Below are 26120 nucleotides of genomic sequence, written 5' to 3' on the forward strand. Positions count from 1 at the left end.
TGGGCCGCCGAATCGGTGGATGCCATCGAGCCCCCATGGATGGGTTTACGGCGTGTCCTGACCACCCACACCGCCCCGCCATCCCACGGAATGCGGCTCTTGATCTTGCTTCGGCTTCGCCTTCGGCAGGTGCAGGGCTGCAAGCCCTGCCGAAAACCCCCTTGGGCGTAGAATGCGGCCATGAGCGAATCCCTTGATAACCACCTGGTCCACGGCCGCCGCCAGCGGCCCGACGGTCCGTCGCCGATCGATGTCATCTCGGTCCAGTCGCAACTCGTCTACGGTCATGCCGGCAACAGCGCGGCAATCCCGCCGATGCGCGCGCTGGGCGTGCGTGTGGCAAGCATTCCGACGGTGCTGCTCAGCAACGCGCCGTTCTACGACACCACGCGTGGCCGCGTGCTGCCGGCCGACTGGTTCGCCGACCTGCTGCTCGGCAGCCACGAGCGCGGCCTGCCGCAACGCGCGAAGATGCTGGTGTCCGGCTACTTCGGCAGCACCGCCAACGGTGCCGCTTTCGCCGACTGGCTGGACGCGATCCTGCCGGGCTGCCCGCAACTGCGTTATTGCCTGGACCCGGTGATCGGTGACACCCACACCGGCCCGTACGTGGAACCGGGCCTGGAAGCGATCTTCGCCGAGCGCCTGCTGCCCCATGCCTGGCTGGTGACCCCGAACGCCTTTGAACTCAATCGCCTGACCGGCATGCCAGCGCTGGCCGAGGCCGATGCCATCGCCGCCGCGCGCACGCTGCTGGATCGCGGCCCGCATTGGGTGATCGCGCACAGCGTGGGCGGCACCCCGGGTGAACTGGTAACCCTGGCCGTTGGCCGCGAGGAAACCTGGCGCTGGACCTCGCCGTTGCTGCCAGTGGACGTGGCAGGCACCGGTGATGTGCTGATGTCGCTGGTGGTGTCGTTCCTGCTGCGCGGCGAATCGATGCAGCAAGCGATCTCGCGCGCGATTGCCGGCACCCATGCGGCGCTGGAGGCGACCCTCGACAACGGCTTCGAAGAGTTCGACGTGATTGCTGCAGCGCCGGCGGCGCTGGCCGAAGGAACGCGCTTCCGCGCCGAACGCGTGGCATGAGCGGCCTGGACCCACGCACGCCGCGCACGGTCGGCATCATCGGCAGTGCCGGCGCCTACGGGCGCTGGCTGACCCGCTTCTTCCAGCAGCACATGCAGCTGCAGGTGATCGGCCACGATCCGGCCGATCCGGACTCGCATACGCCGGAACAGCTGCTGGCGCAGGCTGACGTGTTGGTGTTCTCGGCACCGATCCGGCATACGCCGGCTCTGATTGCCGCGTACGTGCAGCAGTCGGCCGGCCGCGAGCAGGACCGGCTGTGGCTGGACGTGACCTCGGTAAAAGAAGCGCCGGTGCAGGCGATGTTGGCCTCTCAAGCCGAAGTGGTCGGCCTGCACCCGATGACCGCGCCGCCCAAGGCGCCGACCCTGAAGGGCCGGGTGATGGTGGTCTGCGAAGCGCGGCTGCGGCACTGGCAACCGTGGGTTGATACGCTGTGCACGGCGTTGCAGGCTGAGTGCGTGCGCGCCACGCCGCAGCATCACGACCAGATGATGGCGCTGGTGCAGGCGATGGTGCATGCCACCCACCTGGCCCAGGCCGGCGTGCTGCGCCAGTACCAGCCGCAGCTGGGCGACCTGGCCGCGATGATGCCGTACCGGTCGGCATCGTTCGAACTGGATACGGCGATCATCTCGCGCATCCTGTCGCTGAACCCCGCGATCTACGAGGACATCCAGTTCGGCAACCCGTACGTGGCGCCGATGCTGGAGCGCTTGGTCGGCCAGCTGCAGGCCCTGCAGGCCCAGGTCGGGCAGGGCGACGACACTGCACGCAGTGCATTCCGTGAGCAGCTGTTGTTGGCCAATCGCAATGCCTTCGGCGAGCAGGAACTGGCTGACGGCAACTACACGTTCGAACGCGTGGGTTACCTGTTGGCGGACCTGACCGAGCGCAACGCGCTGTCGGTGCATTTGCCGGAGGACCGGCCGGGCTCGCTGCGTGAACTGTTGAACGTGTTCGAGCAGCACCGCATCAGCTTGGCCTCGATCCATTCCTCACGCACGCCCGGGGGCGAGGTGCATTTCCGTATCGGATTCGTGGCCGGCAGTGATCCGACGGCAATCCGTCGGGCAGCGGCCGAGGTGGACGCCAGCGGCATCGGACGGGTGCTGGGCTGAGCACATTCATCCACAGGCGGTGTGGATGGTTTCTGAGCAAAGGTGTGGATAACCGCGCGCAGCCCTTGGCAGCCAAGGCTGTCAAGATGCCTGGTGAAAAATTGACCATGCTTTTTTGTAGCGTCGAGCCATGCTCGACCGCCTTTGGCAAAAAGCATGTCGACCAAGGTCGACACCCACCAGAGCGGGGCGGAATGAAATCCGGTAGCGCCGGGCATGCCTGGCGAGCCTCAGATCGTCAGCCTCAGCTCACCGCCGCTTGTTGTGAATTCGCGGCCATTGCGCACCAGCTGGCGCCCGTCATCCAGCTCATAGCGTGGCGTAGCTTCGGAGTGGTGCCCGCTGCCACTCGCTTCGGGCTTGAACTCGATGATGATGTGGCTTTCGCCGTTGCTGTCGACGGCGGGGAACTGACGGAACGACATCGTGCACCTCCTTCAGCGGATGCTGCTGTTGCGCGGCCAGCTTGGCCGCGCCGATGTTAGCCGGATGTCATCAATCGATGAACTGCAGGCGTGCCAGTTCAGCGTACAGTCCGTCTTCGGCCAGCAGCTGTGCATGCGTGCCCTCGGCGACGATGCGGCCCTGGTCCATCACCACGATGCGGTCGGCCTTGAGCACGGTGGCCAGGCGGTGGGCGATGACCAGCGTGGTGCGACCCGCCATCAACCGTTCCAATGCCTGCTGCACGCTGTGTTCGCTCTGTGCATCCAGCGCGCTGGTGGCTTCATCCAGCAGCAGGATCGGCGCATCCTTCAGCAGCGCGCGGGCAATCGCCACACGCTGCTGCTGGCCACCGGAAAGGCGGGCACCGCGCTCACCCAGCTCGCTGTCATAGCCCTGCGGCAACGCGCGCAGGAAAGCATCGGCCTCGGCGGCACGCGCGGCATCCTCGACTTCCGCATCGCTGGCCTGCAGGCGGCCATAGCGGATGTTGTCGCGTGCACTGGCCGCGAACAGCGTCGGCTGCTGCGGCACCAGCGCCAGCTGCGCGCGCAGCTCGGCCGGGTCGACCTGGCGCACGTCGATGCCGTCCACGTCAATGTGGCCGCTGGCTGGGTCATGGAAGCGCAGCAGCATCGAAAGCACCGTGCTCTTGCCCGCCCCTGACGGACCCACCAGCGCTACGGTCTCGCCGGGGCGCACATGCAGGTTGAAGTGGTCCAGTGCGGCCTGGTCTGGTCGCTGCGGGTAGTGGAACACCACGTCGTCGAATCGTATCTCGCCACGCAGCGGTTGCGGCAACGCGTGCGGCTGGGCCGGCGCGCGGATCTCGATGTCTTCCTGCAGCAGCTCGCCGATGCGGCCCATGCCGCCGGCCGCGCGCTGCAGCTCATTCCATACTTCGGCCAGCGCGCCCACCGAACCGCCGCCGATCAATGCATACAGCACGAACTGACCCAGCGTGCCGGCGCTGAGGCGGCCGTCGATGACGTCGTGCGCGCCCAGCCACAACACGCCGACGATGGCGCCGAACACGAGCAGGATGGCGCTGGCGGTGACCAGCGACTGCGCGCCGATGCGGCGCCGAGCGGCAACGATGGCATCACCGAGTGCCTTGTCAAAGCGTCCGCGTTCATAGGGTTCGCGCGCATGTGCCTGTACCGTGCGCACCGCTCCCAGTGTCTCACTGGCCAGGCTGTTGGCGTCGGCGATGCGGTCCTGGCTGTTGCGTGCGACGGTGCGCAGCTTGCGTGCGCCGATGATGATCGGCAGCACCGCCAGTGGGATGCCAAGCAGCGACCACGCCGCCAGCCGGGGACTGGTCACAAACAGCATCGCCAGGCTGCCGATGACCGTGACCGTGCTGCGCAGAGCCACCGACATGGTCGAGCCGACCACGCTGCGCAGCAGTTCGGTGTCTGCGGTCAGGCGCGAAACCAGCTCTCCGCTGCGGCTGCGGTCGTGGAAGCCGGCGCCCAGCTGGATCAGGTGGGCATACAGCTGGCTGCGCAGGTCGGCCACGACTTTCTCGCCAAGCAGCGACACGAAGTAGAAGCGCGCGGCCGTGCCCAACGCCATCACTACCGCCACCAGCATCAGCAGGGCGAACGCACGGTTGATCTGGCCGCCGCTGCTGAAACCATGATCGATCATCTGCTTCACCGCCGGAGGCAGGCTCAGCGTGGCGGCCGAAGACACCGCCAGGGCCAGCAGCCAGGCGGTGAACAGCCCGCTGTGGCGGCGCACGAATGGCCACAGCGTGCGCAGGCTGCCGAGGCGCCGCAGCGGCGGTGTCGAAGCGGGGGCGTCGTCCTTGTCAGTCATCCTGGTCGTCTTCTATGCGGATACGGTCACGGGTGGCGTCGCGCAGGCGGATTTTCAATGCGTCGACCTGATCGGCAGGCAGTTCGATCCGCAGGCACACACCGTTGGCATCGAACTGTTCATCGCGTTTTTCCGCGCTGAAGGCGGGCAGGGTGGCGTGCAGGGTGCCGAGGTCCTCAAAGCCAGCCAGCAGCTGCAACCGGGCCAGCGCCACCAGCGGCAGGCGCGGGGCGGTGCGCAGGCACTCGGCGGCGGCGCCACCGTAGGCGCGTACCAGGCCACCGGCGCCGAGCTTGATACCGCCGAACCAGCGCGTCACCACCACCATCACCCGGTCGAAGCCCTGCCCGTCAATCGCCGCAAGGATCGGACGTCCAGCCGTGCCGGCCGGCTCGCCATCGTCGCTGGAACGATAGTCCTGGCCGTGCCGGTAGGCCCAGCAGTTGTGGGTGGCATCGGTCACCGCGACCTGCTGCAGGAACGCCATGGCCGCTGCGGCGCCGTCGATGGGCGCGGCCTGGGTGATGAAACGGCTGTGTTTGACTTCCAGCGTGTGGCTGACCGGCTGGGCGAGGGTATTCAGCATTCCCGTCATTCTACGGGGTTGCCGGGTGTTCCCGTCCGCTTCAATCGTCCAGCAGCGGCCGCAGGTCGCGCGGCAGGCGCGCTTCCGGGTACTGCTGCATGTAGCGCTCCAGGCTGGCACGGGCCAGATCGCGCTGGCCGTCGTCGCGTCGTGTGCGGATTTTCTGCAGCCACTGCCGGCGCGGCAGTCGTGCGTCGGCGTCCACTTCGGCCTGCACGGCATCCGCGCTCAGGCGCGCATCGCTGCCGCGACGCATGATGCCCGGTGCGGAACGGCTGGGAGCCTCACGCTTCATCGAGGTGATCTCCACCCGATCCAGCGCCTGCGCCCGCTCGACCTCGGCTGCATTGGCGGCCGGTGCGCTGGCCGCGCGTGCTTTCAGTGCCCCGGACGCTGCCGGCGCGAGGGCCGGTGCCGGTGCGGGTGCCGGGTAGGCGGCCGGTGCCGGTGGCGCAGGTGGCGCAGGCGGCGCCGCTGCCGGTGCGGGCGGGAGGGCCGCAAAGGAGACATCGGCGGCCGCATCCGCAGCCATCGATCGTGCTGCCTGGGCAGACGCTTCATCGGGTTCGGCCGGAACGGGCTTGGACGCCCGCGCGATGGCCGGTGCCGGGGCGGCGGCAACGGGGGCCGCCTCGGGTGCTGCGGGCGCAGTAGCAGGATCCGCTGCCACCAACGCGCTGTCGGCTGCGCGGTTGCCAGCGGCCTGTTCGGCAGCCGCGCTGTCTTCTGCCGCAGCCGGTGCCGCAGCCACGGCCGCCTCACCGGCCGGAATCGGCGGCGGTTCCGGACGCAGCTGCCAGGCGATGCCGATGGCGAACACCATCGAGGCGGCGATGCCGAACACGGCCGGCCAACGCGGGCGTGTGCGCTGCGTGCGCGGCGCCTCCGGAGAGGCCACTGCATCGGCAGGCGGAGTGTCCACGGCAGCGCGGGCCGCGGCCAGGATGGCGGCGTCCAGTGCGGCCGGCGGTGCCTGCTCGGCGCGACGGCCGAGCAGCCGGGACAGCTCGCGTTCTTCCGGCGTCAGTGGTTCGTCTCGGTTCATGCGTTCAATCCCGCACGCAGCTTGTCCATCGCATAGCGCAGCCGCGATTTCACGGTTTCCCGGCCTACGCCGGTGATCTGGCCGATCTCCTCCAGGCTCAGTTCCTGATCCAGCCGCAGCTGCAGCACTTCGCGCTGCTCCGGCGGCAGTTGTTCCATCGCCAGCTGGATGCGGCGACGTTGTTCGAATTCGGATAGCTCGCCTTCCGGGGTCTGCCCATCCTCGATCGCGGCCAGGCGCAGGTCGGCGTCGGCCGGCGCGGCGGGGCGATGACGGGCGGCACGCCAATGGTCATTCAGGCGGTTGTGGGCGATGCGGAACAGCCAGGTGCTGAACGCGGCCTCGGGCTGCCAGCCGGCGCGGGCGCTGATCACCCGCTGCCAGACGTCCTGGAAGATCTCCTCGGCCAGCGCGTTGTCGCGCAGTTGCCGCAGCAGGAAGCCGAACAGGCGCTTGCGGTGGCGCGCATACAGGCTTTCGAAGGCGCGCAGGTCGCCACCGGCCCAGGCCAGCATCAAGGCTTCATCGGTTGGCAGTGCGCTGGCTTCCACGGCGTACAGGGTAAGGCCTGCGGGCGATGGCGCATAGCCGGTGGCGGGGGCGGGCAGGGCGAGGGTCATGGCTCGGATGGGGCTACGGACAGCAGGAAAAACGTACGGGTGCACGATTCGGGGTTTACGGGCTTCCATTGCCCCCCGGGTGGCGCGCTATGCTCGGCGGCTCAGGGGAGGCGACGCACAGACGGCGCCAAGAGATTGTCATTTGTCCACGCATGCTGAACCGGCGGAAGAGTCACCACACGAGGCCGTGCTGAGCACGGCGCTGGTGCGGGCGTTGCATGCGCTTTTGCCGGAAACGGCCGTGGTTCGCGTTGGCTGGGACGACCCGCAGCTCGGTCGTGGCCAGGGCGGCTGGCCGTCGCCAGCAGTTGCCGGCCAGGTGGCCGCGGAGCCGGGAATCGGCGAGGGTCAGCATGGCTGGGAATACGACGGTGCGCGGTTGCTGTTGTCGGTAGCCGGGGCGGCGCCTTCGCCTGCATGGTGGGGGGTTGCCCGGCAGGCGATGGAACTGGCGCTGCAGCGCGGCCGCCAAGCCGGCCAGATCAAGGCACTGGAAGAGGCCGAGCGGCTGCAGCAGGCCCTGTTCCAGATTGCCGATCTGGCCGGTGCCGATCTGGAAATGCCCGAGATGCTGCGCCACGTGCATGGCGTGCTCGGCACGCTGATGTATGCCGAGAACTGCTACATCGTGGAATACGACGATGTGCGCGACCAGATCCGGTTCCTGTACTTTGCCGATCAGGTCGATGACTTCGTCGCCGATCCCACGCAGAGCCATGACGCCAGCGAGATGTCGCGCAGCCTGACCGTGGCGCTGCTGCGCCATGGCAAGCCGCTCAGTGGCCCTTCGCGCAAACTGCTGGCGCAGGTGATGGAACAGGAGCATGACCCGCAGCGCGGTCCCGAAAGCCTGGACTGGCTGGGCGTGCCGATGCTGCGCGACGGCCGCGTCTGCGGGGCCATCGTGGTTCAGAGCTATGAACAGGCCGCCCGCTACGGCGAGGCCGAGCGCGCACTGCTGGGCTTCGTCGCCCAGCACGTGCAGACCGCGATGGATCGGCGCCAGGCGCAGGTCCGGTTGGAACAGCAGGTGGCGCGGCGCACCCAGGAACTGCAGCGGGCCAACCACAGCCTGCAGGACGAGGTAGCCGAGCGTCGTCGTGCCGAACAGCTGCAGACCGCCCTGTACAACATCGCCGAAATGGCGATGTCGGCCGACAGCCTGGCTCAGTTCTACGGGCAGGTGCACGGCGTGGTCGGGCGCCTGCTCGACGCGCGCAATTTCTACATCGCCCTGGTCAACCCGGCCGGCAACGGCCTGGATTTCGTGTATTCGGTGGACGAGCACAATGCCAGCCGCGCGCCACGGCCCTTCAGCCGGGGCCTGACCGAATACGTGGTGCGCAACCGGCGCCCGCTGCTGGCCTCGCGCGCGCAGATCGATGCGCTGCTGGCCAGTGGCGAGGTGCGTGAATCCGGTGCACGTTCGCACTGCTGGCTGGGCGTGCCGCTGCTGCGCGACGACGAAGTGGTCGGCGCGATCGTGGTGCAGAGCTACAGCGAGAACAGCACGTTCAGCGTTCACGACCAGCGCCTGCTGACCTTCGTCGCGCAGAACATCGGTACCGGCCTGGCCCGTCAACGCGACCAGCAGCGGCTGCGTTCGGCGCATGCCGAACTGGAAAAGCGCGTGGAAGAACGTACCCGCGAGCTGGCCGAGGTCAACGAAAAGCTGCTCGGGCAGATCGGCGAGCGGCTGCGGGCCGAGCAGCGGCTCACCCATCAGGCCATGCACGATGCGCTGACCGGCCTGCCCAATCGCCTGCACCTGCTGGATCGACTGCAGGATGCGCTGGTGCTGGCCAGGCGTGAGGGTGGCCCGGTGTTCGCCGTACTGTTCCTCGATCTGGATCGCTTCAAGCTGGTCAACGACAGCATCGGGCATGCCGCCGGCGACCGCATGCTGGAGGAAGTGGCCAAGCGCATCGTATCGATGGCCGGCGCCGACGACGTGGTGGCACGGCTGGGCGGTGATGAATTCGCGGTGCTGCTGCAATGCCCGCAAGGTCTGGCCCAGGCACTGGATTTCGGCCAGCGGCTGCTGCTGGCGTTGCAGGAATCGATGTGGATCGCCGGGCGCGAACTGTTTCCGTCCGGCAGCCTGGGCATTGCCCTCTGGAATCCGCGCTACCGCACCGGAGAAGAGCTGCTGCGCGATGCGGATGCGGCCATGTACCGGGCCAAGGCGCAGGGCCATGACCGCTGTGCGATTTTCGACGAGGACATGCGCGAAGAAGCCATGCGCAGCCTGGACCTGGAAGCCGACCTGCGCCGTGCGATCAACAACCGCGATTTCGTACCGTTCTACCAGCCGATCGTGCGCTTGTCCGACGGTGAAGTGGTCGGCCACGAGGCGCTGCTGCGCTGGCAGCATGAGCGCCGTGGCCTGCTGCTGCCCGGCGCGTTCCTGGAGCTGGGCGAGGAAAGCGGCCTGATCGAGCAGGTCGACTGGCTGATCTACGAGCAGGTCATCGCAGGGTTGGCGCAGGGGGGCGACGGCTACGTCTCGGTGAACGTCTCACCCCGGCATTTCCGCTCCGCCGAATTCAGTGACCGCCTGTTCGGCCTGCTCGACAGCTGCGGTGCCGATCCGCGCCGGCTGCGCCTGGAGATCACCGAGGTGGCGCTGCTGGACGATGGCCCGCACACGCTGCGCATCCTGCAGGGGCTGCGCGAGCGCGGCATCCAGGTGCAGCTGGACGATTTCGGTACCGGCTTCTCCGCGCTGTCCTACCTGCACCGTTTCCCGATCAGTACGCTGAAGATCGACCAGAGTTTCATCGCTGGCCTGCATGGGCCGGAAGTGCAGAGCACGCGCGCGCTGGTCGAGGGCGTGCTGTCGCTGGCGCGCACGCTCGGCATCGAAACCATCGGCGAAGGAATCGAGACCGAGGCGCAGCGGCAGACCCTGCGCGAACTGGGTTGCGACTACGGCCAGGGCTACCTGTTGGGGCGGCCCGCCCCGTGGTCGCACGCGGCGGCCTGAGCCCACCGCGTGCGGCTGCATCAACGCAGGGCAGCGCGACGCTTCTCGTCGATCCACTTCGAGGCCTGGGCCGGCTGGTAGTTCTGCATCCACTCCAGCATCGCTTCGATGTCCGAGCCGTACCACAGGTCCTGGCGCTGGTCCGGGTGCAGGAAGCGCTCTTCCACCATGCGATCGATCATGCCGATCAGCGGGGCGTAGAAACCTTCCACATCGAGGAAGGCGCACGGCTTGTTGCCGATGCCCAGCTGGCGCCAGGTCAGCATTTCAAAGATCTCTTCCATGGTGCCGAAGCCGCCGGGCAGGGCGACGAAGCCGTCAGCAAGATCGAACATGCGCGACTTGCGCTCATGCATCGAACCGACGATCTCCAGTTCGGTCAGGCCGCGGTGGGCCACTTCCCAGTCGGCCAGCTGGCGCGGGATCACGCCGGTCACCTCGCCGCCAGCGGCGAGCACGGCATTGGCCACGGTTCCCATCAGGCCGACGTTGCCGCCGCCATACACCAGGCGCAGGCCGTCGCGGGCAATGCGGTCGCCCAGGGCAATGGCGCGTTCGGTGTAGGCCGGCTTGCTGCCAGCGTTGGAACCACAGTACACACAGATCGATTTCATGGATCTTCCTGTCTCTTGGCCGGAAACGAAAACGCCCCGTCGCCAACCGCAGGGCGGTCGGGGACGGGGTGTCCTTGGATTATGAGCCCTTCTGTAGAGCCGAGCCATGCTCGGCTGCTCTTCGTTCAGATCGCGGCAAAGGCCGAGTCGAGCATGGCTCGACTCTACAAACGCCAAGCAGGCTTACGCGGCAGCGGCCTGTTCGCGGCGCGGGCCTTCACGCAGGGCACGGCCGACCATCCCCACCAGCAGGTCCAGCTCCTCGCTGTCCATGCCGAAGTGCGGGGTGAAGCGCAGCGAGTTCTCGCCACCGTGGATCACGTTGATGCCGTGCTGGCGCAGCCATTCTTCGGTGGAATTGGCGCCGTAGCACTTGAACTGCGGCGCCAGCTCGCAGGAGAACAGCAGGCCGGTACCCTGCACCTTGGTGATCAGGCCGCCCAGCTCGTTCTTCAGCTGCTCCAGCTTGCGTACGGCTTCGGCGCCACGTTCGGCGATGTTGGCGCGCACCTGTGGGGTCAGCTGGGCCAGCGTGGCGCAGGCCACGTCCAGCGCACGCGGGTTGCTGGTCATGGTGTTGCCGTAGATGCCCTTGCGGTACAGCTGCGCGGCATGCTCGGTCACCGCCAGCACCGACAGCGGGTACTGCGCGGCGTTCAGCGCCTTCGAATAGGTTTCCATGTCCGGCGGGTCCAGGCCTTCGAAGCCCGGGTAATCGACCACCGAGAGCACGCCATGCGCGCGCAGGCCGGCCTGGATCGAGTCGAGCAGCAGCAGGCTGCCATGCGCACGGGTCAGTTCGCGGGCCACGGCATAGAACGACGGCGGCACCGAGCGGCCCGGGTCGCCTTCGCCCATCACCGGCTCCAGGAACACCGCCTCGATGAACCACTGGTTGCGTGCGGCGTCCTCGAACACCTTGCGCAGGCCGGCCTCATCGTACGGCGCCACGGTGATCACCGAATCCTCGCCACGGTAGCTGGCCAGGTGCTGCATGTAGCTCTTGCGGCTGGAATCGGAATACAGGGCAGGGCGGTCGGTACGGCCATGGAAGCTGCCCTTGACCACCACGCGCTTGATCGCAGCGCCAGCGTGGCGCGCACCCGGGTCGGTCTGCAGCTTGGCGTTGACGTCGGCGATGCGCGCGGCCAGGCCGACCGCTTCGGAGCCGGAATTCAGGCACATGAAACGGGCGAATGGGCAGCCGCCACGGCGATGGCCGATCTCGGCGCGCAGGGCGGTGATGAAGCGCTGCTGCGACAGGCTGGGGGTCATGATGTTGGCCATCACCTGCGGGCGGGCCATTGCCTCCAACACGGCGTCCGGGGTGTGCCCGAAGCCGAGCATGCCGTAGCCGCCAGCGTCGTACAGCACGGCGCCCTTCAGGGTGACCACCCACGGGCCGCGCGCAGCCAGTGCCACGTACGGGGTCACCGCGTCATCGGCGTAGAAGTTGACGAAACCATCCTGCATCGCGTCGATCTGCGCCTGTTCGTCCTGCGCCAGCAGCGGCCCCAGGTCGGCCTGCACGCGCGCGAATTCCTCGGCGGCGGCGTCCACCGCGGCGATCAGCTGCGGGTGGTTGGCGGACAGGGCGGTCAGCGTGGCGTCGTCCAGGCCGGAGGTGAGGCGGGTGCCGGGCTGGGCGCGCAGGGGGGCGAGGCGTTCGATGAAGCTCATTGCAGATCTCCTGAAACGATGGGTCGCACGGGCCTTCAAATGCAAAACGCGCGTCATCACGCGCGCTTGGGGGCAGGCTCGTGCAGCGGACTTCCAACTCGATGCTAGCACTTGTTTTTTTGCGCGATAACCCCGCAGAAACCTGCTGCATAGCAGCATTTTGCGCGACGTTCGCCGCGAAGCGCGCCGGCTCGCAGACGCTGGACGTACAATGCGCGCCATTGTCGACCTGTTGCCGCCCACTGCCTTGAAGAAGTCCGATTTCCACTACGACCTGCCGGCTGAACTGATCGCGCAGGCTCCCTTGGCCGAACGTTCCGCCAGCCGCCTGATGCTGGTGCCGGCCGCACCTGCGCCCTTCACCGATCTGCAGGTGCGCGACCTGCCGTCCCTGCTGCAGCCGGGCGACCTGCTGGTGTTCAACGACACCCGCGTGATCCCGGCGCGCCTGTTCGGGCAGAAGGCCAGCGGCGGCCGCGTGGAGATCCTGATCGAGCGCCTGCTCGGTGGCCAGCAGGCCCGTGCCCAGGTCGGCGCCAGCAAGTCGCCGAAGGCCGGCAGCCGCATTGCGCTGGATGCCGGTGGGGAGGCCGAGGTGCTGGGTCGCGACGGCGAGTTCTACGTGCTGCAGTTCCACGTGCCTGAGTCGCTGGAGCAGTGGCTGCTGCACGCCGGCCGCCTGCCGCTGCCGCCGTACATCCAGCGTGAGCCGGGCGTGGACGATCGCGAGCGCTACCAGACCGTGTTCGCGCGCGAAGTGGGCGCGGTGGCGGCACCGACCGCCGGCCTGCATTTCGACGAACCGCTGCTGGCCGCGCTGAAGGAGAAGGGCGTGGACTTCGGCCACGTCACCCTGCACGTGGGGGCGGGCACCTTCCAGCCGGTGCGCGCCGATGACCTGAAGGACCACGTGATGCACCGCGAGTGGCTGAACGTCGGCGCCGAACTGGTGCAGCAGGTGCGGCGCACGCGCGCCGCCGGCGGCCGGGTGATCGGCGTCGGCACCACCGTGGTACGCGCGCTGGAAAGCGCGATGCGCGATGGCGAGCTGCTGCCGTTCGCCGGTGAAACGCAGATCTTCATCACCCCGGGCTACCGCATCCGCAGCGTCGACGCGATGGTGACCAACTTCCACCTGCCGGAAAGCACCCTGCTGATGATGATCTCCGCGTTTGCCGGCAAGGAGCGGGTGTTCGAGGCCTACCGGCACGCGATCGAGCAGCGCTACCGCTTCTTCAGCTACGGCGACGCGATGCTGCTGTTCCCGCAGGCGGGGGTAGGGCGCTGACCTCTGCCTGCTTGTGGTGGGTGCGCACCGTTGGTGCGCACTTGCAGGTGCCTGGAGACCAGGAAAGCCACGCATGGCGTGGCTCTACTGCCCAGGTAGATCCACACCATGCGTGATGAATCCGGTAGCCCCGGCCATCCCGGGCAAACCGCTCCGCCGGGCGTGGCCCGGCGCTACCGGAGCAGGGAGGGCGGTTTTGGGAGACAATGGGCAACTATTTGCCCGAATGACCGCTCCATGTCCCGATTGCAGTTCCAGCTCCAGACCCGCGACGGCCGTGCCCGCCGTGGCCGCCTGACCTTCCCGCGTGGCACGGTGGAAACGCCGGCCTTCATGCCGGTGGGGACCTATGGCTCGGTCAAGGGCATCCTGCCGGACCAGGTGCGGGCGCTGGGCGCCGAGATCATCCTCGGCAACACCTTCCACCTGTACCTGCGCCCGGGCCTGGACATCATCGCCGACCACGGCGGCCTGCATGGCTTCTGCCGCTGGGATGGCCCGATCCTGACCGATTCGGGTGGTTTCCAGGTGTTCTCGCTGGCCCACCGCCGCAAGATCACCGAGCAGGGCGTGACCTTCGCCTCGCCCACCGATGGTGCCCGCGTGTTCCTGGGCCCGGAAGAGAGCATGAAGATCCAGAAGGTGCTCGATTCGGACGTGGTGATGATCTTCGACGAGTGCACCCCTTATCCGGCCACCGAGGATGTGGCGCGCCGCTCGATGGAGCTGAGCCTGCGCTGGGCCCAGCGCAGCCGCAACGCGCATGACGAGCTCGGCAACGACGCGGCCCTGTTCGGCATCGTCCAAGGGGGCGTGCACACCGATCTGCGCAGCCGTTCGGCCGAGGCCCTGCAGGCGATCGGCTTCGACGGCTATGCCATCGGCGGCCTGGCCGTGGGCGAGCCGGAGCACGAGCGCAACGCCATGCTCGACCACCTGGACCCGGAGCTGCCAAGCGACCGTCCGCGCTATCTGATGGGTGTGGGCCGGCCGGAGGACCTGGTCGAGGGTGTCGCACGTGGCGTGGACATGTTCGACTGCGTGATGCCGACCCGTAATGCGCGCAACGGCCATTATTTCACCTCGTTCGGCACCGTCCGCATCCGTAATTCCCAGTACGCGCGCGACATGGACCCGATCGAGCCGGGCTGCGGCTGCGTGGCCTGCACCGGTGGCTATACCCGTTCCTACCTGCGCCACCTGGACCGCTGCAACGAGATGCTGGCGCCGATGCTGGGCACCCTGCACAACCTGTTCTATTACGAAAAGCTCATGGCCGACATCCGTGCGGCCATCGAGGCGGGAACCTTCCTGGCCTTCCGTGAGTCTTTCTACGCGGCACGCGGGGCGGTGGCCCCGCCCCTCTAACCCGGACGCCCCCTGCCAAACGGTCCAAGGACGAACGCCCGGGGCCGTGGCATACTTCAAGGCTGACCCAGATCCGCGGTCGACACCCCCGGCCCTCAAGGGACGGGAGCGCCGCCCAACCAAAGGACCAACGATGAACCTGCTTGCTTTCCTGATTCCCGCCGCCCACGCCCAGGCCGCCGGCGGCCAACCGCAGGGCATGGGCCTGACCACGCTGCTGTTCCCGATCATCCTGATCGCCATCATGTACTTCCTGATGATCCGCCCGCAGATGAAGCGGCAGAAGGAGCACAAGGCCATGCTGGAGAAGATCAAGCGTGGCGATGAAGTGCTGACCAACGGCGGCATCGCCGGCATCGTCACCGACATCGGCGACAACTTCATCACCATTGAAGTGGCTGACAACGTGCGCATCCGCGTGCAGAAGGGCGCTGTCGGCAACGTGCTGCCGGCCGGTACCCTGAAGTCGGCCCAGTAAGCCACTCCCTTTCCGATGCACAACCGCGGCGCCGGGGATGGCGCCGCGCGGGACCCAAGCAATGCTCGAATTTCCACGCTGGAAGTACGTCGTCATCCTGATCGTACTGGCGCTCAGTGCGCTGTATGCGCTGCCCAACATCTACCAGAAGGACCCGGCCGTCCAGATCACCGCCAACCGTGGCGGGCAGATCGATGATGCGCTGCGCGACCGTGTGCTGGCCGACCTGAAGAAGGCCGGTATCACTCCCGTCGGCGCCGAGAAGGAAGGGGAAAGCCTGATCGTCCGCCTGCCGGACCTGAAGGCGCAGTCCGCCGCCAGCGACGCCCTGCGTGACACCGTCGGCGAGAACTACACCGTGGCCCTGAACCTGGCCTCGACCGTGCCGGACTGGCTGGCCAAACTCGGCGGTCGCCCGATGGTGCTGGGCCTGGACCTGCAGGGCGGCGTGCATTTCGTGCTGCAGGTCGACCAGAAGGCTGCCCTCGACAAGCGCCTGGATGCCTATACCGAAGACGTGCGCAGCACGCTGCGCGACGCCCGCATTCCGTACCAGTCGGTGGAACGCCGTGCCGACAATAGCATCGTGGCCAACCTGAGCCCGTCCGCCGGCGACGACGCCGCGCAGCGTGCGCGCGCCGCCCTCGTGAAGGCGCAGCCGACGCTGGGCTATGACGTCAGTGGCAACCGCATCACGGTCACCGTGCCGGAGACCGAGATCACCCAGATCGCCAATGGCGCCATCGAGCAGAACATCAACACCCTGCGCAACCGTGTGAACCAGTTGGGCGTGGCCGAACCGATCATCCAGCGGCAGGGTGCGGACCGCGTGGTCGTGCAGCTGCCGGGTGTGCAGGACACCGCCGAAGCCAAGCGCATGATCGGCGCCACCGCCACCCTGGAGTACCGCGCGGTGGTCGAGGGCAATGCGCAGGACGCCATCAATTCCGGCCGCATCCCGCCGGAGGCGAAGGTGTACCAGCGTCGTGACGGCCTGGGCCCGGTGCTGCTGAACAAGCGAGTGATCGTCACCGGTGACCAGATGGTCGGCGCGCAGGCGGTGACCGATCCGAACAGTGGCTCTCCGGCCGTCAGCGTGACGCTGAACAATGTCGGCGGCCAGCGCATGTTCGACTTCACCAGCGCCAACGTGAACAAGCCGATGGCGGTGGTCTACACCGAGCGCGTGCCGACCGTGACCGTCGTCGACGGCCAGGAAGTGCGTGGCTTCAAGGTCAACGAGGAAGTGATCTCGGTGGCCAACATCAATGGTGTGTTCGGCAAGAACTTCCAGACCACCGGCCTGCAGAAGAAGGAAGCCGAGGACCTGGCCAAGCTGCTGAAGTCGGGTTCGCTGGCTGCGCCGATGGACTTCGTCGAAGAGCGCGTGGTCGGCCCGAGCCTGGGCGCCGAGAACGTCAAGAACGGCATGCGCGCGGTCGTGTTCGCATTCCTGTTCACCCTGGTGTTCTTCAGCATCTACTACCGCATGTTCGGTGTGATCACCTCGGCGGCGATGCTGTTCAACCTGCTGATCGTGGTGGCGGTGATGTCGCTGTTCGGCGCGACCATGACCCTGCCGGGCTTCGCCGGCCTGGCGTTGTCGGTCGGCCTGTCGGTGGACGCCAACGTGCTGATCAACGAGCGTATCCGAGAAGAGCTGCGTGCCGGCGTGCCGGGCAAGACCGCGATCGTGACCGGTTACGAGCGTGCTTCGGGCACCATCCTCGACGCCAACCTGACCGGCCTGATCGTCGGTGTGGCGCTGTTTGCATTCGGTACCGGTCCGCTGAAGGGCTTCGCGCTGACCATGATCATCGGTATTTTCGCCTCCATGTTCACCGCGATCACCGTGTCGCGTGCGCTGGCGACGCTGATCTACGGCCGCCGCAAGAAGCTCCAGAACGTGGCCATCTGACGGGACGACACGCACATGAAACTGTTTCCGCTGCACATCCTCCCGAACGACACCAAGATCGACTTCATGCGCTGGCGCCATGTCGCCATGGCAGTCACCATCGTGGTGTTCCTGGCCTCGGTCGCCATCATCGGCATCAAGGGCTTCAACTACGCACTGGACTTCACCGGCGGCACCCTGATCGAAGCCCGCTTCGACAAGGCGGTGGACGTCGAGCAGGTCCGCACCAAGCTCGAGCAGAACGGCTTCGAAGGCGCGCAGGTGCAGAGCGTCGGTGGCAACACCGATCTGCTCATCCGCCTGGCGCCGCACGGCGAGCATGCGCCGGGCACCGGTGATGCCGCTGCCGAGGACAAGGCCACTGCCGCTGCCGTGGTGAAGGCACTGTCCACGGCTGACAACCAGGCCACCGTGCTGCGCAACGAGTTCGTCGGCCCGCAGATCGGCAAGGACCTGGCGATGAATGGCCTGTACGCCACCATCTTCATGCTGGCCGGCTTCCTGATCTACATCGCGGTGCGCTTCGAATGGAAGTTCGCGGTCACCGCCAGCATCGTGGCGATGTTCGACCTGATCGTGACGGTGGCTTACGTGTCCCTGCTGGGCCGTGAGTTCGACCTGACCGTGCTGGCCGGCCTGCTCTCGGTGATGGGCTTTGCGATCAACGACATCATCGTGGTCTTCGACCGCGTCCGCGAGAACTTCCGCAGCCTGCGCGTGGACTCGATGGAAGTGCTGAACCGCTCGATCAACCAGACGCTGTCGCGTACGGTGATTACCGCGGTGATGTTCTTCCTGTCCGCGCTGGCCCTGTACCTGTACGGTGGCAGCTCGATGGAAGGCCTGGCCGAGACGCACATGATCGGTGCAGTGATCGTGGTGCTGTCCTCGATCCTGGTGGCGGTGCCGATGCTGACGATCGGTTTCCTGCGCGTCAGCAAGCAGGACCTGCTGCCGAAGGCGAAGGACGTCGAGGCCCTGGCCCGTCGTCCGTAAGCGTCCCGCTGCACGCAACACGCAGAGAACCCCGCGCAAGCGGGGTTTTTTGTTGGCAGGGCTTGCAGCCCTGCACCTGCAGAGGCAACAGCAACAGCAACAGCAACAGCGGGCATTCCGTGGATTGGTGGGGCGGTGTCGGAGTGCGGGGGCGCCGCAAGTACGTCCCTGTAGGCTTGGCAGCCGCTTGCTCGTGCGCGCAGTCCTGCGCGCACGGCAAGACCGGGGTTGGGCGTCCTGCCCAACCCGCCCGAGGCATGCCTCGGGCCCATGCGGCTGACACCCCGCACTCCGACACCGCCCCGCCTCTGACAGATCCCCACGGCTGTGGGTAGGTGTCGACCTTGGTCGACACATTTGTCAGATATCGAAACAATTCTGGGGTCAGATCCGTTTTCCTTCGAAAAACGGATCTGACCCCAAGAGCTGTTCCGACAGATCGCGGAAGACTGTCAAAGGCGGGGTGGGTCCGGTTGCGGGGGTGTCCGCGGCATGGATGCGCGGCCAAGCCCCCATGGACGGGTTAACGGCGTCCCCCGCAACCGGACCCACCCCGGCATCCCTCAGTAGCCCGGCTTTTGACGTTGCTGTTGAGGTTGCCGGCCAGCGGCCGGCACTACCGCAGGTGCAGGGTGCAACCCTGCAAAGAAACCCCACCCTACGCCAGCGTCGGTTGTGCATTCGGCCCCCGCACACTACGATCCTGCGGTTCGCGCGCACAGGCGCGCGCCCGTATTCCTGCTGAGCGCCCCGTGCGCCGCATCTGCCAACCCGAGGTATCCATGGTCATCAAACCGCGTGTCCGCGGCTTCATCTGCGTCACTACCCACCCGACTGGCTGCGAAGCCGCGGTCAAGCAGCAGATCGACTACATCCGCGCGCGCCCGCCGATCCAGAACGGCCCCAAGCGCGTGCTGGTGATCGGCGCCTCCACCGGCTACGGCCTGGCCGCACGCATCACCGCCGCGTTCGGCAGTGGCGCGGCAACGCTGGGCATCTTCTTCGAACGCCCGGGCAGTGAATCCAAGCCGGGTACCGCCGGCTGGTACAACTCGGCCGCGTTCCACAAGTACGCCGACGAAGCCGGCCTGTATGCCAAGAGCATCAACGGCGATGCCTTCTCCGATGAGGTGAAGGCGAAAACCATCGAGATGATCAAGGCCGATCTCGGCCAGGTCGACCAGGTCGTGTACAGCCTGGCGGCGCCGCGCCGCAAGCACCCCAAGACCGGCGAGATCATCAGCTCCACGCTGAAGCCGATCGGCGAGCCGATCACCCTGCGTGGTCTGGATACCGACAAGGAAGTGATCACCGAGACCACTCTGCAGCCTGCCACGCAGGAAGAGATCGCCGGCACCGTTGCGGTGATGGGTGGCGAAGACTGGCAGATGTGGATCGACGCGCTGGCCGATGCCGGCGTGCTGGCCAACGGCTGCACCACCACGGCCTTCACCTACGTGGGCGAAGAGATCACCCAGGCGATTTACTGGAACGGCTCGATCGGCGCCGCCAAGAAGGACCTGGACACCAAGGTGCTGGGCCTGCGCGAGAAGCTGGCGAAAATCGGCGGCGACGCGCGCGTGTCGGTGCTGAAGGCCGTGGTGACCCAGGCCAGCTCGGCCATTCCGACCATGCCGCTGTACCTGTCGCTGCTGTTCAAGGTGATGAAGGAAAAGGGTACTCACGAAGGCTGCATCGAGCAGCTCGACGTGCTGTACGACATCCTTTACGGCGGCAGGGCCGATGGCACGGCGGTCGACCGCCTGCGCCACGATCTGGTCGATGGCGATGGCCACACCGTTGCGCTGGTCGACGAGGAAGGCCGCCTGCGTGCCGACTACAAGGAAATGGCGGCGGACGTGCAGGGCAAGGTGGTCGCGCTGTGGCCGCAGGTGACCAACGAGAACCTGTACGAAATCAGCGACCTGGCCGGTTACAAGGCCGACTTCCTGCGCCTGTTCGGTTTTGGCGTGGAGGGTGTCGACTACGAGGCCGACGTCAATCCGGACGTGAAGATCGACAACCTGGTCGACATGACCTGATCAACGAAAAGGCCGGCGAAAGCCGGCCTTCTCTTTGTGTAGAGCCGAGCCATGCTCGGCTGCTCTTCGCTTGAGTCCCGCAGCCGAGCATGGCTCGGCTCTACAGAGAGGCATCACCCAAACTCGAACCCCATCTCCGGCAACGCCGGGCCGACGAAATCGCCCTGCACGTAATCCACGCCGGCACTGAACAGCAGGGTCATCGAATTGGCGTCGCTGACGAACTCGGCGATGGTGCGTATACCGGCCTCCTGCGCGCGTGCGGTGATCTGGCTGATGCGATCGATGTTCTCGCGGGTGGCCGCCAGATCGCTGGTGAAACCGCGGTCCAGCTTGAGGAACTGCGGCTGGAAGTGGGCGAGCAGCTGGAACGAATCCAGTCCGGAACCGAACTGTTCCAGGCCGATGCGGCAGCCCAGGGGCGCCACTTCAGCAAGGAACTGCTGCGCACTGCGCAGGTGGGTGAACACCTTGGCTTCCGGCGCATGCAGCCACAGCCGTTCGCCGGGTAAACCCTGCGCCTGCAGCTCGCGGCGCAGGGTGGCGATCATCTGCGGGTCATCGAACGATTCCGGCGTGACCTTCACCAGCACCTGGGTGGCATGACCCGCACGCGCGCGTTCACCCAGCACCGCGATCGCCTGCGAGACCACCCAGCGGTTGATGTCGGCCAGCAGCCCGTGCTCTTCGGCGATGCCCAGGAACGCGGTCGGGCTCAGCAGTTCGCCATTGTGTTCCAGGCGCAGGTAGGCCTCGTAAAGCTCCAGTGGCTCGCCCTGCAGGTTCAGCACCGGCTGGTAGTGCAGCTGGAAGCCGTCGCCAGCCAGCGCCTCGCGGATGCGGGCGACCCAGCGCAGCACGCGCTCTTCCTCGACCCGGTCGGCGGCGGCCGGGTCGAAGATGCGGCAGGTGTTGCCCAGTTCGGCGGCGGCCTGCGTGCATTCGCTCGCGCGTGCCAGCACCTGGCCGATGCTGGCGATCTTCTCGCCCACCTGCACGCCACCGATGCTGACCGTTACCGTGGCCGAACGCGCGCCGATGCTGAAGACGTGTGCGGCGTAGGCTTCGCGGATGCGCTCGGCCAGCGCCACGGTCTGCGCGTAGGGCCCGGCCTGCAACACGGCGAAATTGTGTTCGCCGAAGCGGGCCAGTTGCGCGTCCGCGCCAACTACTTCGGCCAGCAGGCCGGCGAGGGCGCCGATCAGCGTATCGGCCGAGGCCAGGCCGATGTCCGGCAGCAGGCGCGCATAGTGGTCCGGCTCGATCAGCAGCAGTCCGAACTGGCCCTCGCTGCGCCCGGCCTGGGCCACTGCGCTTTCCAACTGCAGCATGAAGGTCGGTCGGTTGAGCAGGCCGGTCACCTGGTCACGCTGGCGCAGGTCCTCGACCTCGCGTGCCAACTCGGGATCGAACTCCATGCGGCGGCGGAGCACCACCTGCAGGCAGGATTCGCCCTCGTAGGTGGCGGCGGTGAATTCCATCGTCGCCGGGAACGCACTGCCATCCTGGTGGCGCGCGTCGAGCTGGTACTGCGGCGGCGGCGCTTCGCCGCGGCTGAGGCCCTTCAGCAGCTGCTTGAAGCCTTCCACGTGCTGCGCGGCAACCATGTCCAGCAGCGAGATGCCTTCGATATCGTCGAAATGCTCGTAACCGAACATCTCCAGGTAAGCGTCGTTGGCACGGATGTGCATGCCTTCATGCACGTAGGCGATGGGATCGCGCGAGGAGGCAATCAGCGCATCGCAGCGGCGCTCGGTCTCACGCATCTGCGCCTCGATGCGGCGCAGGCCACGCCGTGCCTGCAGGTCCACCCACTGGTCACGGACCACGGCCAGCAGGTGCTCGGAACGCTGGCGCAGGGCGAGGGCACGGATGCCATGGCTGCTGGCCTGTACCAGTTCGTCTTCGTCGATGCGCTCGGCCAGCAGTACCAGCGGGATGTCCTTGCCGCTGGCGGCAATATGCTGGGCCACCAGCGGCAGCGGAATGCCCTGCGAAGGCGAGGCCAGCACCAGGTCGATGGCCTGGCTGGCCAGCACCTGGGCCAGCTCGGCAGCATCCTGCGGGCGCCACGGACGCACCGCGATGCCGCTGTTGCGCAGGGTGCTGACGATGGCTTCGGCATTCTCGCCGCTGTCATCGACGATCAGCAGGCGGATGGTGATGTCGTTCGCGTTCTGCATGCACTGCTCCCCAATCTGCAAATCTAGATACACGATGCGCGCCGAACCGTCCATGCGCGCACCCCTTGCGCGCAACGAACGGCGATGTGGTTCACACCACGCCACCGGCCGCGTGGCCGCTGGCCCAGGCCCACTGGAAGTTGTAGCCGCCCAGCCAGCCGGTCACATCCAGCACCTCGCCGACGAAATGCAGGCCGGGTACGCGCTTGGATTCCATTGTCGAGGACGACACCTCGGCGGTATCCACGCCGCCCAGGGTGACTTCGGCGGTGCGATAGCCCTCGGTGCCGCTGGCCACCAGCGGGAACGCGCCCAGCAGCTGCGCGGCCTGGCGCAGCACCGGCTCGTCCAGCTGACGCACCGGGCGGTCCGGCAGCCAGTGCTCGCACAGGCGCTGCGCCAGCCGCTTGGGCATCACGTCGCCCAGCACGGTGCGCAGCTCGGCGGCGGGCCGCTCGCGCTTCATCTGGCGCAGCCACTCGCCCGCATCCTGGCCGGGCAACAAGTCCAGCTCCAGCGCATCGCCGGGCTGCCAGAACGACGAAATCTGCAGGATGGCCGGGCCGCTCACGCCGCGGTGGGTCAGCAGCATGAAGTTCTGGAAACTCTTTCCGTTGCAGCGCGCCTCGACCGGCAGTGCGACGCCGCTGAGGTCGGCCAGCCGCTCCTGGTGCTTGCCGCTCAGCGTCAGCGGGACCAGCCCGGCGCGGGTCGGCAGCACCTGGTGGCCGAACTGGCGGGCAATTTCGTAGCCGAAGCCGGTGGCGCCCATGCTCGGAATCGACAGGCCGCCGGTGGCAACCACCAGCGAGGCGCAATGGAACAGGCCCTGCGTGGTGTGCACGCGGAAACCATCGCTGCCGTGCTCGATGCGCTGCACGCTGCATTCGGTGCGGATCTGGGCACCGGCCGCCTGGCATTCGTCCACCAGCATCTTCACGATCTGCTTGGACGAGATGTCGCAGAACAGCTGGCCCAGTTCCTTTTCGTGATAGGCGATGCCGTGCTTGCTGACCAGCTCGATGAAGTGCCAGGGCGTGTAGCGCGCCAGCGCGGACTTGCAGAAGTGCGGGTTGGCCGACAGGAAGTTGGCCGGGGTGGTGCCGGTGTTGGTGAAATTGCAGCGGCCGCCGCCGGACATCAGGATCTTCTTGCCGACCTTGTTGGCATGGTCGATCACCTGCACCTGGCGACCGCGCTGGCCAGCCGTGATCGCGGTCATCAGCCCGGCCGCGCCGGCGCCGATGACCACCACGTCGCAGCGGATCGTGCTCATGCCTTGGCGCGCTTGCGCCAGTCCGGGATCACGTCAAGCTGCATCTGATCGTTGAGCAGCTGCACTTCACCGTCCTGGATCAGCACGCTCCAGCGCATCGCGCGCTGGATCTGCTGGCCCCACAGTTCTACGAAGGCACCGTCGAGGTCGACCACCGACAGGTTGTCGAAGCGCGCCAGACCCTTGCCCTGCTTGCCCCACCAGATCTCCGAGGCGTTGCCGCCGTAATTGATCACCTGCACTTGGCGGCTGCGGTTGCTGGCCTTGCGGATGCGCGATTCGTCCGGATGGCCCAGGTCGATCCACTGCAGGATGTCGCCGGTGTAGTCGTGTTCCCACAGGTCCGGCTCATCGTCGGTGCTCAGGCCGCGGCCGAACTCCAGGCGATCGCTGGCATTGAGAGCGAAGGCGAGCAGGCGCACCATCAATCGTTCGTCGGTCTCGGACGGGTGCTGGGCCAGGGTCAGGTTGTGGGTCGCGTAGTAGCCGCGATCCATGTCGCTGATCTGCAGTTCGGCCTTGCGGATGGTGGCGGTAAGAGCCATGGGGGATCCGTGGACTAAAGACGTCAATGATAGAGGTTTGCTCGAAGGGTGTCCGTTGCCGGGCTGTCTGCGCAGCGTCAACGGTGGCACTCTTGGCGCTCTTTCCCGTGGCCGGAATGGACGCCATGACCCTGCCCAGCCACCTGCAGCTGCCCCCCGGCCACTGGCCCAGCCTGCTCGATGGCCTGTGCGCGCGTTTCCCGCGCATCGGTCGCGCGCAATGGCAGGACCGCTTCGCCCGAGGCCGTGTGCAGGATGCGCAGGGCAGGGCACTGGCGCCGGACATGCCCTGGCAGGTGGGGCTGGAAATCCAGTACTTCCGCGAGGTTGCCGACGAGCCGGTGATTCCCTTCGCCGAGACCCTCCTGCATCTGGATGAGCACCTGCTGGTGGCCGACAAGCCGCACTTCCTGCCGGTAACGCCGGCCGGTGGGTATGTGCGCGAAACCCTGCTGTCGCGCCTGGTCGCCCGCACCGGCAACACGGATCTGGTACCACTGCACCGCCTGGACCGGCTCACGGCGGGGCTGGTGTTGTTTTCGACCCAGCCGGCGACACGCGATGCCTATCAGCGCTTGTTCCGCGAGCGCCGCATTGAAAAGACCTACGAGGCGCTGGCACCGGCGCTGCCTGGGCTGGCGTTCCCGCTGCTGCGGCACAGCCGGCTGGCGCCAGACGAGCCGTTCTTCCGCATGGCTGAAGTGCCGGGCGAGCCCAATGCGCGCAGCCGGGTCGAACTGGTCGAAGCCGAGGGGGCGATCTGGCGCTACCGGCTGCTGCCGGAAACCGGCCGCAAGCACCAGCTGCGGGTGCACATGGCGATGCTGGGTGCGCCCATCGTGGGCGACGACCTGTATCCGCAGCTCAGAGTGCGCCCGGAGGGGGCGGACGAGCCGCCCCTGCAGCTGCTGGCGCAGGGCTTGGCCTTCAATGATCCGTTGAGCGGGGAGCGACGGCGCTTCCGCAGCCAGCACCGCTTGGTGCTGCCGGGTCAGGGCGACTAGGCCCGTTCAGCGGGCCGGGCGCCGCGCCAGCCAGCGGTCCAGCTCGGCGGCGAACAGCTGCCGGTCGCGCTGGCCCAGTGGTGGCGGGCCGCCGGTCTGGACCCCGGCGCCGCGCAGTTCTTCCATGAAATTGCGCATCGACAGCCGCTCGGCCATGTTGTTCGGGGTGTACAGCTGACCGCGCGGGTTCAGCGCCACGGCCTTCTTCTCCAGCACCAGCGCGGCCAGCGGAATGTCCTGGGTGACGACCAGGTCTCCAGCGGCGACCCGTTCGACGATGGCGCTGTCGGCCACGTCCAGGCCTTGGGGGACCTGGATCGAGCGCAACCAGCGCGACGGCGGGGTGCGGATCCACTGGTTGGCAACCAGGGTCAGTTCGATCCCGACCCGTTCAGCGGCCCGGAACAGGATGTCGCGAATGACGGCGGGGCAGGCGTCCGCGTCCACCCAGATACGGGGGAGGGCCAGTTCAGCTTGGGTTTCAGCTTCAGTCATTTACCCAGTGTAGGGTAGGAAAATCCTGAATGGGGGCTCAGGGTTAGCCTCGACCGGCTGCCAACCCTTGCCACGTCTAGCGGGCGGGGCCAGCCCATGAACGCCCCGGCTATCGCTTTTTGCAGAAAACACGCGTATCGTTGGCCCCACTGTGTTTGCTAGGGTCACCGTGAATCGTGGCCTGGTGCAGTTGATCTCACGATCCGCTCATCGATCCGCTTTACCAACGCCTGCAACTCAGTCTCGGCCCCGATACCCGGTGGCTGCGATTTTTTCAACATGTGTTTCAGGAGTTAGTCAAATGTCTGATCGTCAGACCGGCACCGTCAAGTGGTTCAACGACGCCAAGGGCTTCGGCTTCATCACCCCGGAAAGCGGCCCGGACCTGTTCGTGCACTTCCGTGCCATCCAGGGCACCGGCTTCAAGACCCTGCAGGAAGGCCAGAAGGTTACCTTCATCGCCGTCCAGGGTCAGAAGGGTATGCAGGCTGACCAGGTGCAGGCGGTCTAATCCGTCT

At 67.0% G+C, this 26120-nt stretch carries 23 protein-coding genes; 11 read left to right on the forward strand and 12 right to left on the reverse strand.

What is annotated here, in order from left to right:
- A partial coding sequence (locus ACTXG9_RS06720) for a hypothetical protein (protein ID WP_457654780.1) occupies positions 1-182 on the reverse strand: 182 nt, incomplete at its 3' end.
- Here ACTXG9_RS06720 and pdxY point away from each other — a divergent pair.
- The gene (pdxY, locus tag ACTXG9_RS06725; protein ID WP_019661249.1) at positions 181-1089 is read left to right on the forward strand and encodes a pyridoxal kinase; all 909 of its coding nucleotides are present in this window, start codon (positions 181-183) and stop codon (positions 1087-1089) included. The genes ACTXG9_RS06720 and pdxY overlap by 2 nt on opposite strands.
- Positions 1086-2210: a prephenate dehydrogenase gene (locus tag ACTXG9_RS06730; RefSeq protein ID WP_111104002.1), complete on the forward strand. Its 1125-nt coding sequence runs from the start codon at positions 1086-1088 to the stop codon at positions 2208-2210. Before pdxY ends, ACTXG9_RS06730 begins: the two co-directional genes overlap by 4 nt.
- Positions 2211-2440: 230 nt before the next feature.
- Here ACTXG9_RS06730 and ACTXG9_RS06735 read toward each other — a convergent pair whose 3' ends face one another.
- The 5 genes from ACTXG9_RS06735 to ACTXG9_RS06755 form a co-directional block, all read right to left on the reverse strand.
- Positions 2441-2635 (reverse strand): hypothetical protein, encoded by a 195-nt coding sequence (locus tag ACTXG9_RS06735; protein WP_019661251.1) that lies wholly within the window; start codon positions 2633-2635, stop codon positions 2441-2443.
- Positions 2636-2705: 70 nt separating this feature from the next.
- Positions 2706-4478: an ABC transporter transmembrane domain-containing protein gene (locus tag ACTXG9_RS06740; protein ID WP_456115584.1), complete on the reverse strand. Its 1773-nt coding sequence runs from the start codon at positions 4476-4478 to the stop codon at positions 2706-2708.
- Positions 4471-5064: an IMPACT family protein gene (locus ACTXG9_RS06745; protein ID WP_053442855.1), complete on the reverse strand. Its 594-nt coding sequence runs from the start codon at positions 5062-5064 to the stop codon at positions 4471-4473. The genes ACTXG9_RS06740 and ACTXG9_RS06745 overlap by 8 nt, the downstream gene beginning before the upstream one ends.
- Before the next feature lie 40 nt (positions 5065-5104).
- Positions 5105-6109 carry a hypothetical protein gene (locus ACTXG9_RS06750; RefSeq protein WP_456115585.1) on the reverse strand — a complete coding sequence of 335 codons (1005 nt, stop codon included), beginning with the start codon at positions 6107-6109 and terminating at the stop codon, positions 5105-5107.
- Complete coding sequence (locus tag ACTXG9_RS06755) at positions 6106-6624, reverse strand: RNA polymerase sigma factor (RefSeq protein ID WP_229301621.1); 519 nt, start codon at positions 6622-6624, stop codon at positions 6106-6108. The genes ACTXG9_RS06750 and ACTXG9_RS06755 overlap by 4 nt, the downstream gene beginning before the upstream one ends.
- Positions 6625-6871: 247 nt before the next feature.
- Between ACTXG9_RS06755 and ACTXG9_RS06760 the strand changes: the two genes are divergently transcribed.
- Positions 6872-9715 carry an EAL domain-containing protein gene (locus ACTXG9_RS06760; RefSeq protein WP_456115586.1) on the forward strand — a complete coding sequence of 948 codons (2844 nt, stop codon included), beginning with the start codon at positions 6872-6874 and terminating at the stop codon, positions 9713-9715.
- Between the two features lie 20 nt (positions 9716-9735).
- Here ACTXG9_RS06760 and ACTXG9_RS06765 read toward each other — a convergent pair whose 3' ends face one another.
- Positions 9736-10329 carry an LOG family protein gene (locus tag ACTXG9_RS06765; protein WP_019661256.1) on the reverse strand — a complete coding sequence of 198 codons (594 nt, stop codon included), beginning with the start codon at positions 10327-10329 and terminating at the stop codon, positions 9736-9738.
- Between the two features lie 183 nt (positions 10330-10512).
- Positions 10513-12009 (reverse strand): aminotransferase class III-fold pyridoxal phosphate-dependent enzyme, encoded by a 1497-nt coding sequence (locus ACTXG9_RS06770; RefSeq protein ID WP_019661257.1) that lies wholly within the window; start codon positions 12007-12009, stop codon positions 10513-10515.
- A gap of 211 nt (positions 12010-12220) precedes the next feature.
- Between ACTXG9_RS06770 and queA the strand changes: the two genes are divergently transcribed.
- The 6 genes from queA to fabV all read left to right on the forward strand — a co-directional run bounded on the left by queA (position 12221) and on the right by fabV (position 20099).
- Complete coding sequence (gene queA / locus ACTXG9_RS06775; RefSeq protein WP_134730510.1) at positions 12221-13297, forward strand: tRNA preQ1(34) S-adenosylmethionine ribosyltransferase-isomerase QueA; 1077 nt, start codon at positions 12221-12223, stop codon at positions 13295-13297.
- Between the two features lie 237 nt (positions 13298-13534).
- Positions 13535-14665: a tRNA guanosine(34) transglycosylase Tgt gene (gene tgt / locus ACTXG9_RS06780; protein ID WP_005409256.1), complete on the forward strand. Its 1131-nt coding sequence runs from the start codon at positions 13535-13537 to the stop codon at positions 14663-14665.
- Between the two features lie 133 nt (positions 14666-14798).
- Positions 14799-15143, forward strand: a complete 345-nt coding sequence (yajC, locus tag ACTXG9_RS06785) for a preprotein translocase subunit YajC (protein ID WP_006434333.1) — start codon at positions 14799-14801, stop codon at positions 15141-15143.
- A gap of 61 nt (positions 15144-15204) precedes the next feature.
- Positions 15205-17061, forward strand: coding sequence for a protein translocase subunit SecD (secD, locus tag ACTXG9_RS06790; RefSeq protein WP_019661260.1), 1857 nt, complete (start codon positions 15205-15207; stop codon positions 17059-17061).
- A 15-nt stretch (positions 17062-17076) separates the two neighbouring features.
- On the forward strand, positions 17077-18057 hold the full coding sequence (gene secF, locus ACTXG9_RS06795) for a protein translocase subunit SecF (RefSeq protein ID WP_021202635.1): 981 nt from the start codon (positions 17077-17079) through the stop codon (positions 18055-18057).
- Positions 18058-18839: 782 nt separating this feature from the next.
- Positions 18840-20099: an enoyl-ACP reductase FabV gene (gene fabV, locus ACTXG9_RS06800; RefSeq protein WP_021204715.1), complete on the forward strand. Its 1260-nt coding sequence runs from the start codon at positions 18840-18842 to the stop codon at positions 20097-20099.
- A gap of 113 nt (positions 20100-20212) precedes the next feature.
- On the opposite strand, the gene ACTXG9_RS06805 is transcribed toward fabV, so the two are convergent.
- The 3 genes from ACTXG9_RS06805 to ACTXG9_RS06815 all read right to left on the reverse strand — a co-directional run bounded on the left by ACTXG9_RS06805 (position 20213) and on the right by ACTXG9_RS06815 (position 24103).
- Positions 20213-22282, reverse strand: coding sequence for an EAL domain-containing response regulator (locus ACTXG9_RS06805; RefSeq protein ID WP_111104613.1), 2070 nt, complete (start codon positions 22280-22282; stop codon positions 20213-20215).
- 91 nt (positions 22283-22373) lie between these two features.
- Entirely contained in the window at positions 22374-23558 is a 1185-nt protein-coding gene (locus tag ACTXG9_RS06810; protein ID WP_019661264.1) for a BaiN/RdsA family NAD(P)/FAD-dependent oxidoreductase, read from the reverse strand.
- On the reverse strand, positions 23555-24103 hold the full coding sequence (locus tag ACTXG9_RS06815) for a YaeQ family protein (protein WP_111099176.1): 549 nt from the start codon (positions 24101-24103) through the stop codon (positions 23555-23557). Before ACTXG9_RS06815 ends, ACTXG9_RS06810 begins: the two co-directional genes overlap by 4 nt.
- A gap of 125 nt (positions 24104-24228) precedes the next feature.
- On the opposite strand from ACTXG9_RS06815, the gene ACTXG9_RS06820 reads away from it, so the two are divergent.
- On the forward strand, positions 24229-25107 hold the full coding sequence (locus ACTXG9_RS06820; protein ID WP_021204711.1) for a pseudouridine synthase: 879 nt from the start codon (positions 24229-24231) through the stop codon (positions 25105-25107).
- 6 nt (positions 25108-25113) lie between these two features.
- Here ACTXG9_RS06820 and ACTXG9_RS06825 read toward each other — a convergent pair whose 3' ends face one another.
- On the reverse strand, positions 25114-25602 hold the full coding sequence (locus tag ACTXG9_RS06825) for a YaiI/YqxD family protein (protein ID WP_021204710.1): 489 nt from the start codon (positions 25600-25602) through the stop codon (positions 25114-25116).
- A 301-nt stretch (positions 25603-25903) separates the two neighbouring features.
- Between ACTXG9_RS06825 and ACTXG9_RS06830 the strand changes: the two genes are divergently transcribed.
- Positions 25904-26113 (forward strand): cold-shock protein, encoded by a 210-nt coding sequence (locus ACTXG9_RS06830; RefSeq protein WP_004153307.1) that lies wholly within the window; start codon positions 25904-25906, stop codon positions 26111-26113.
- Positions 26114-26120 lie beyond the last annotated feature (7 nt).

This window comes from Stenotrophomonas maltophilia group sp. LNF247, assembly GCF_054083135.1.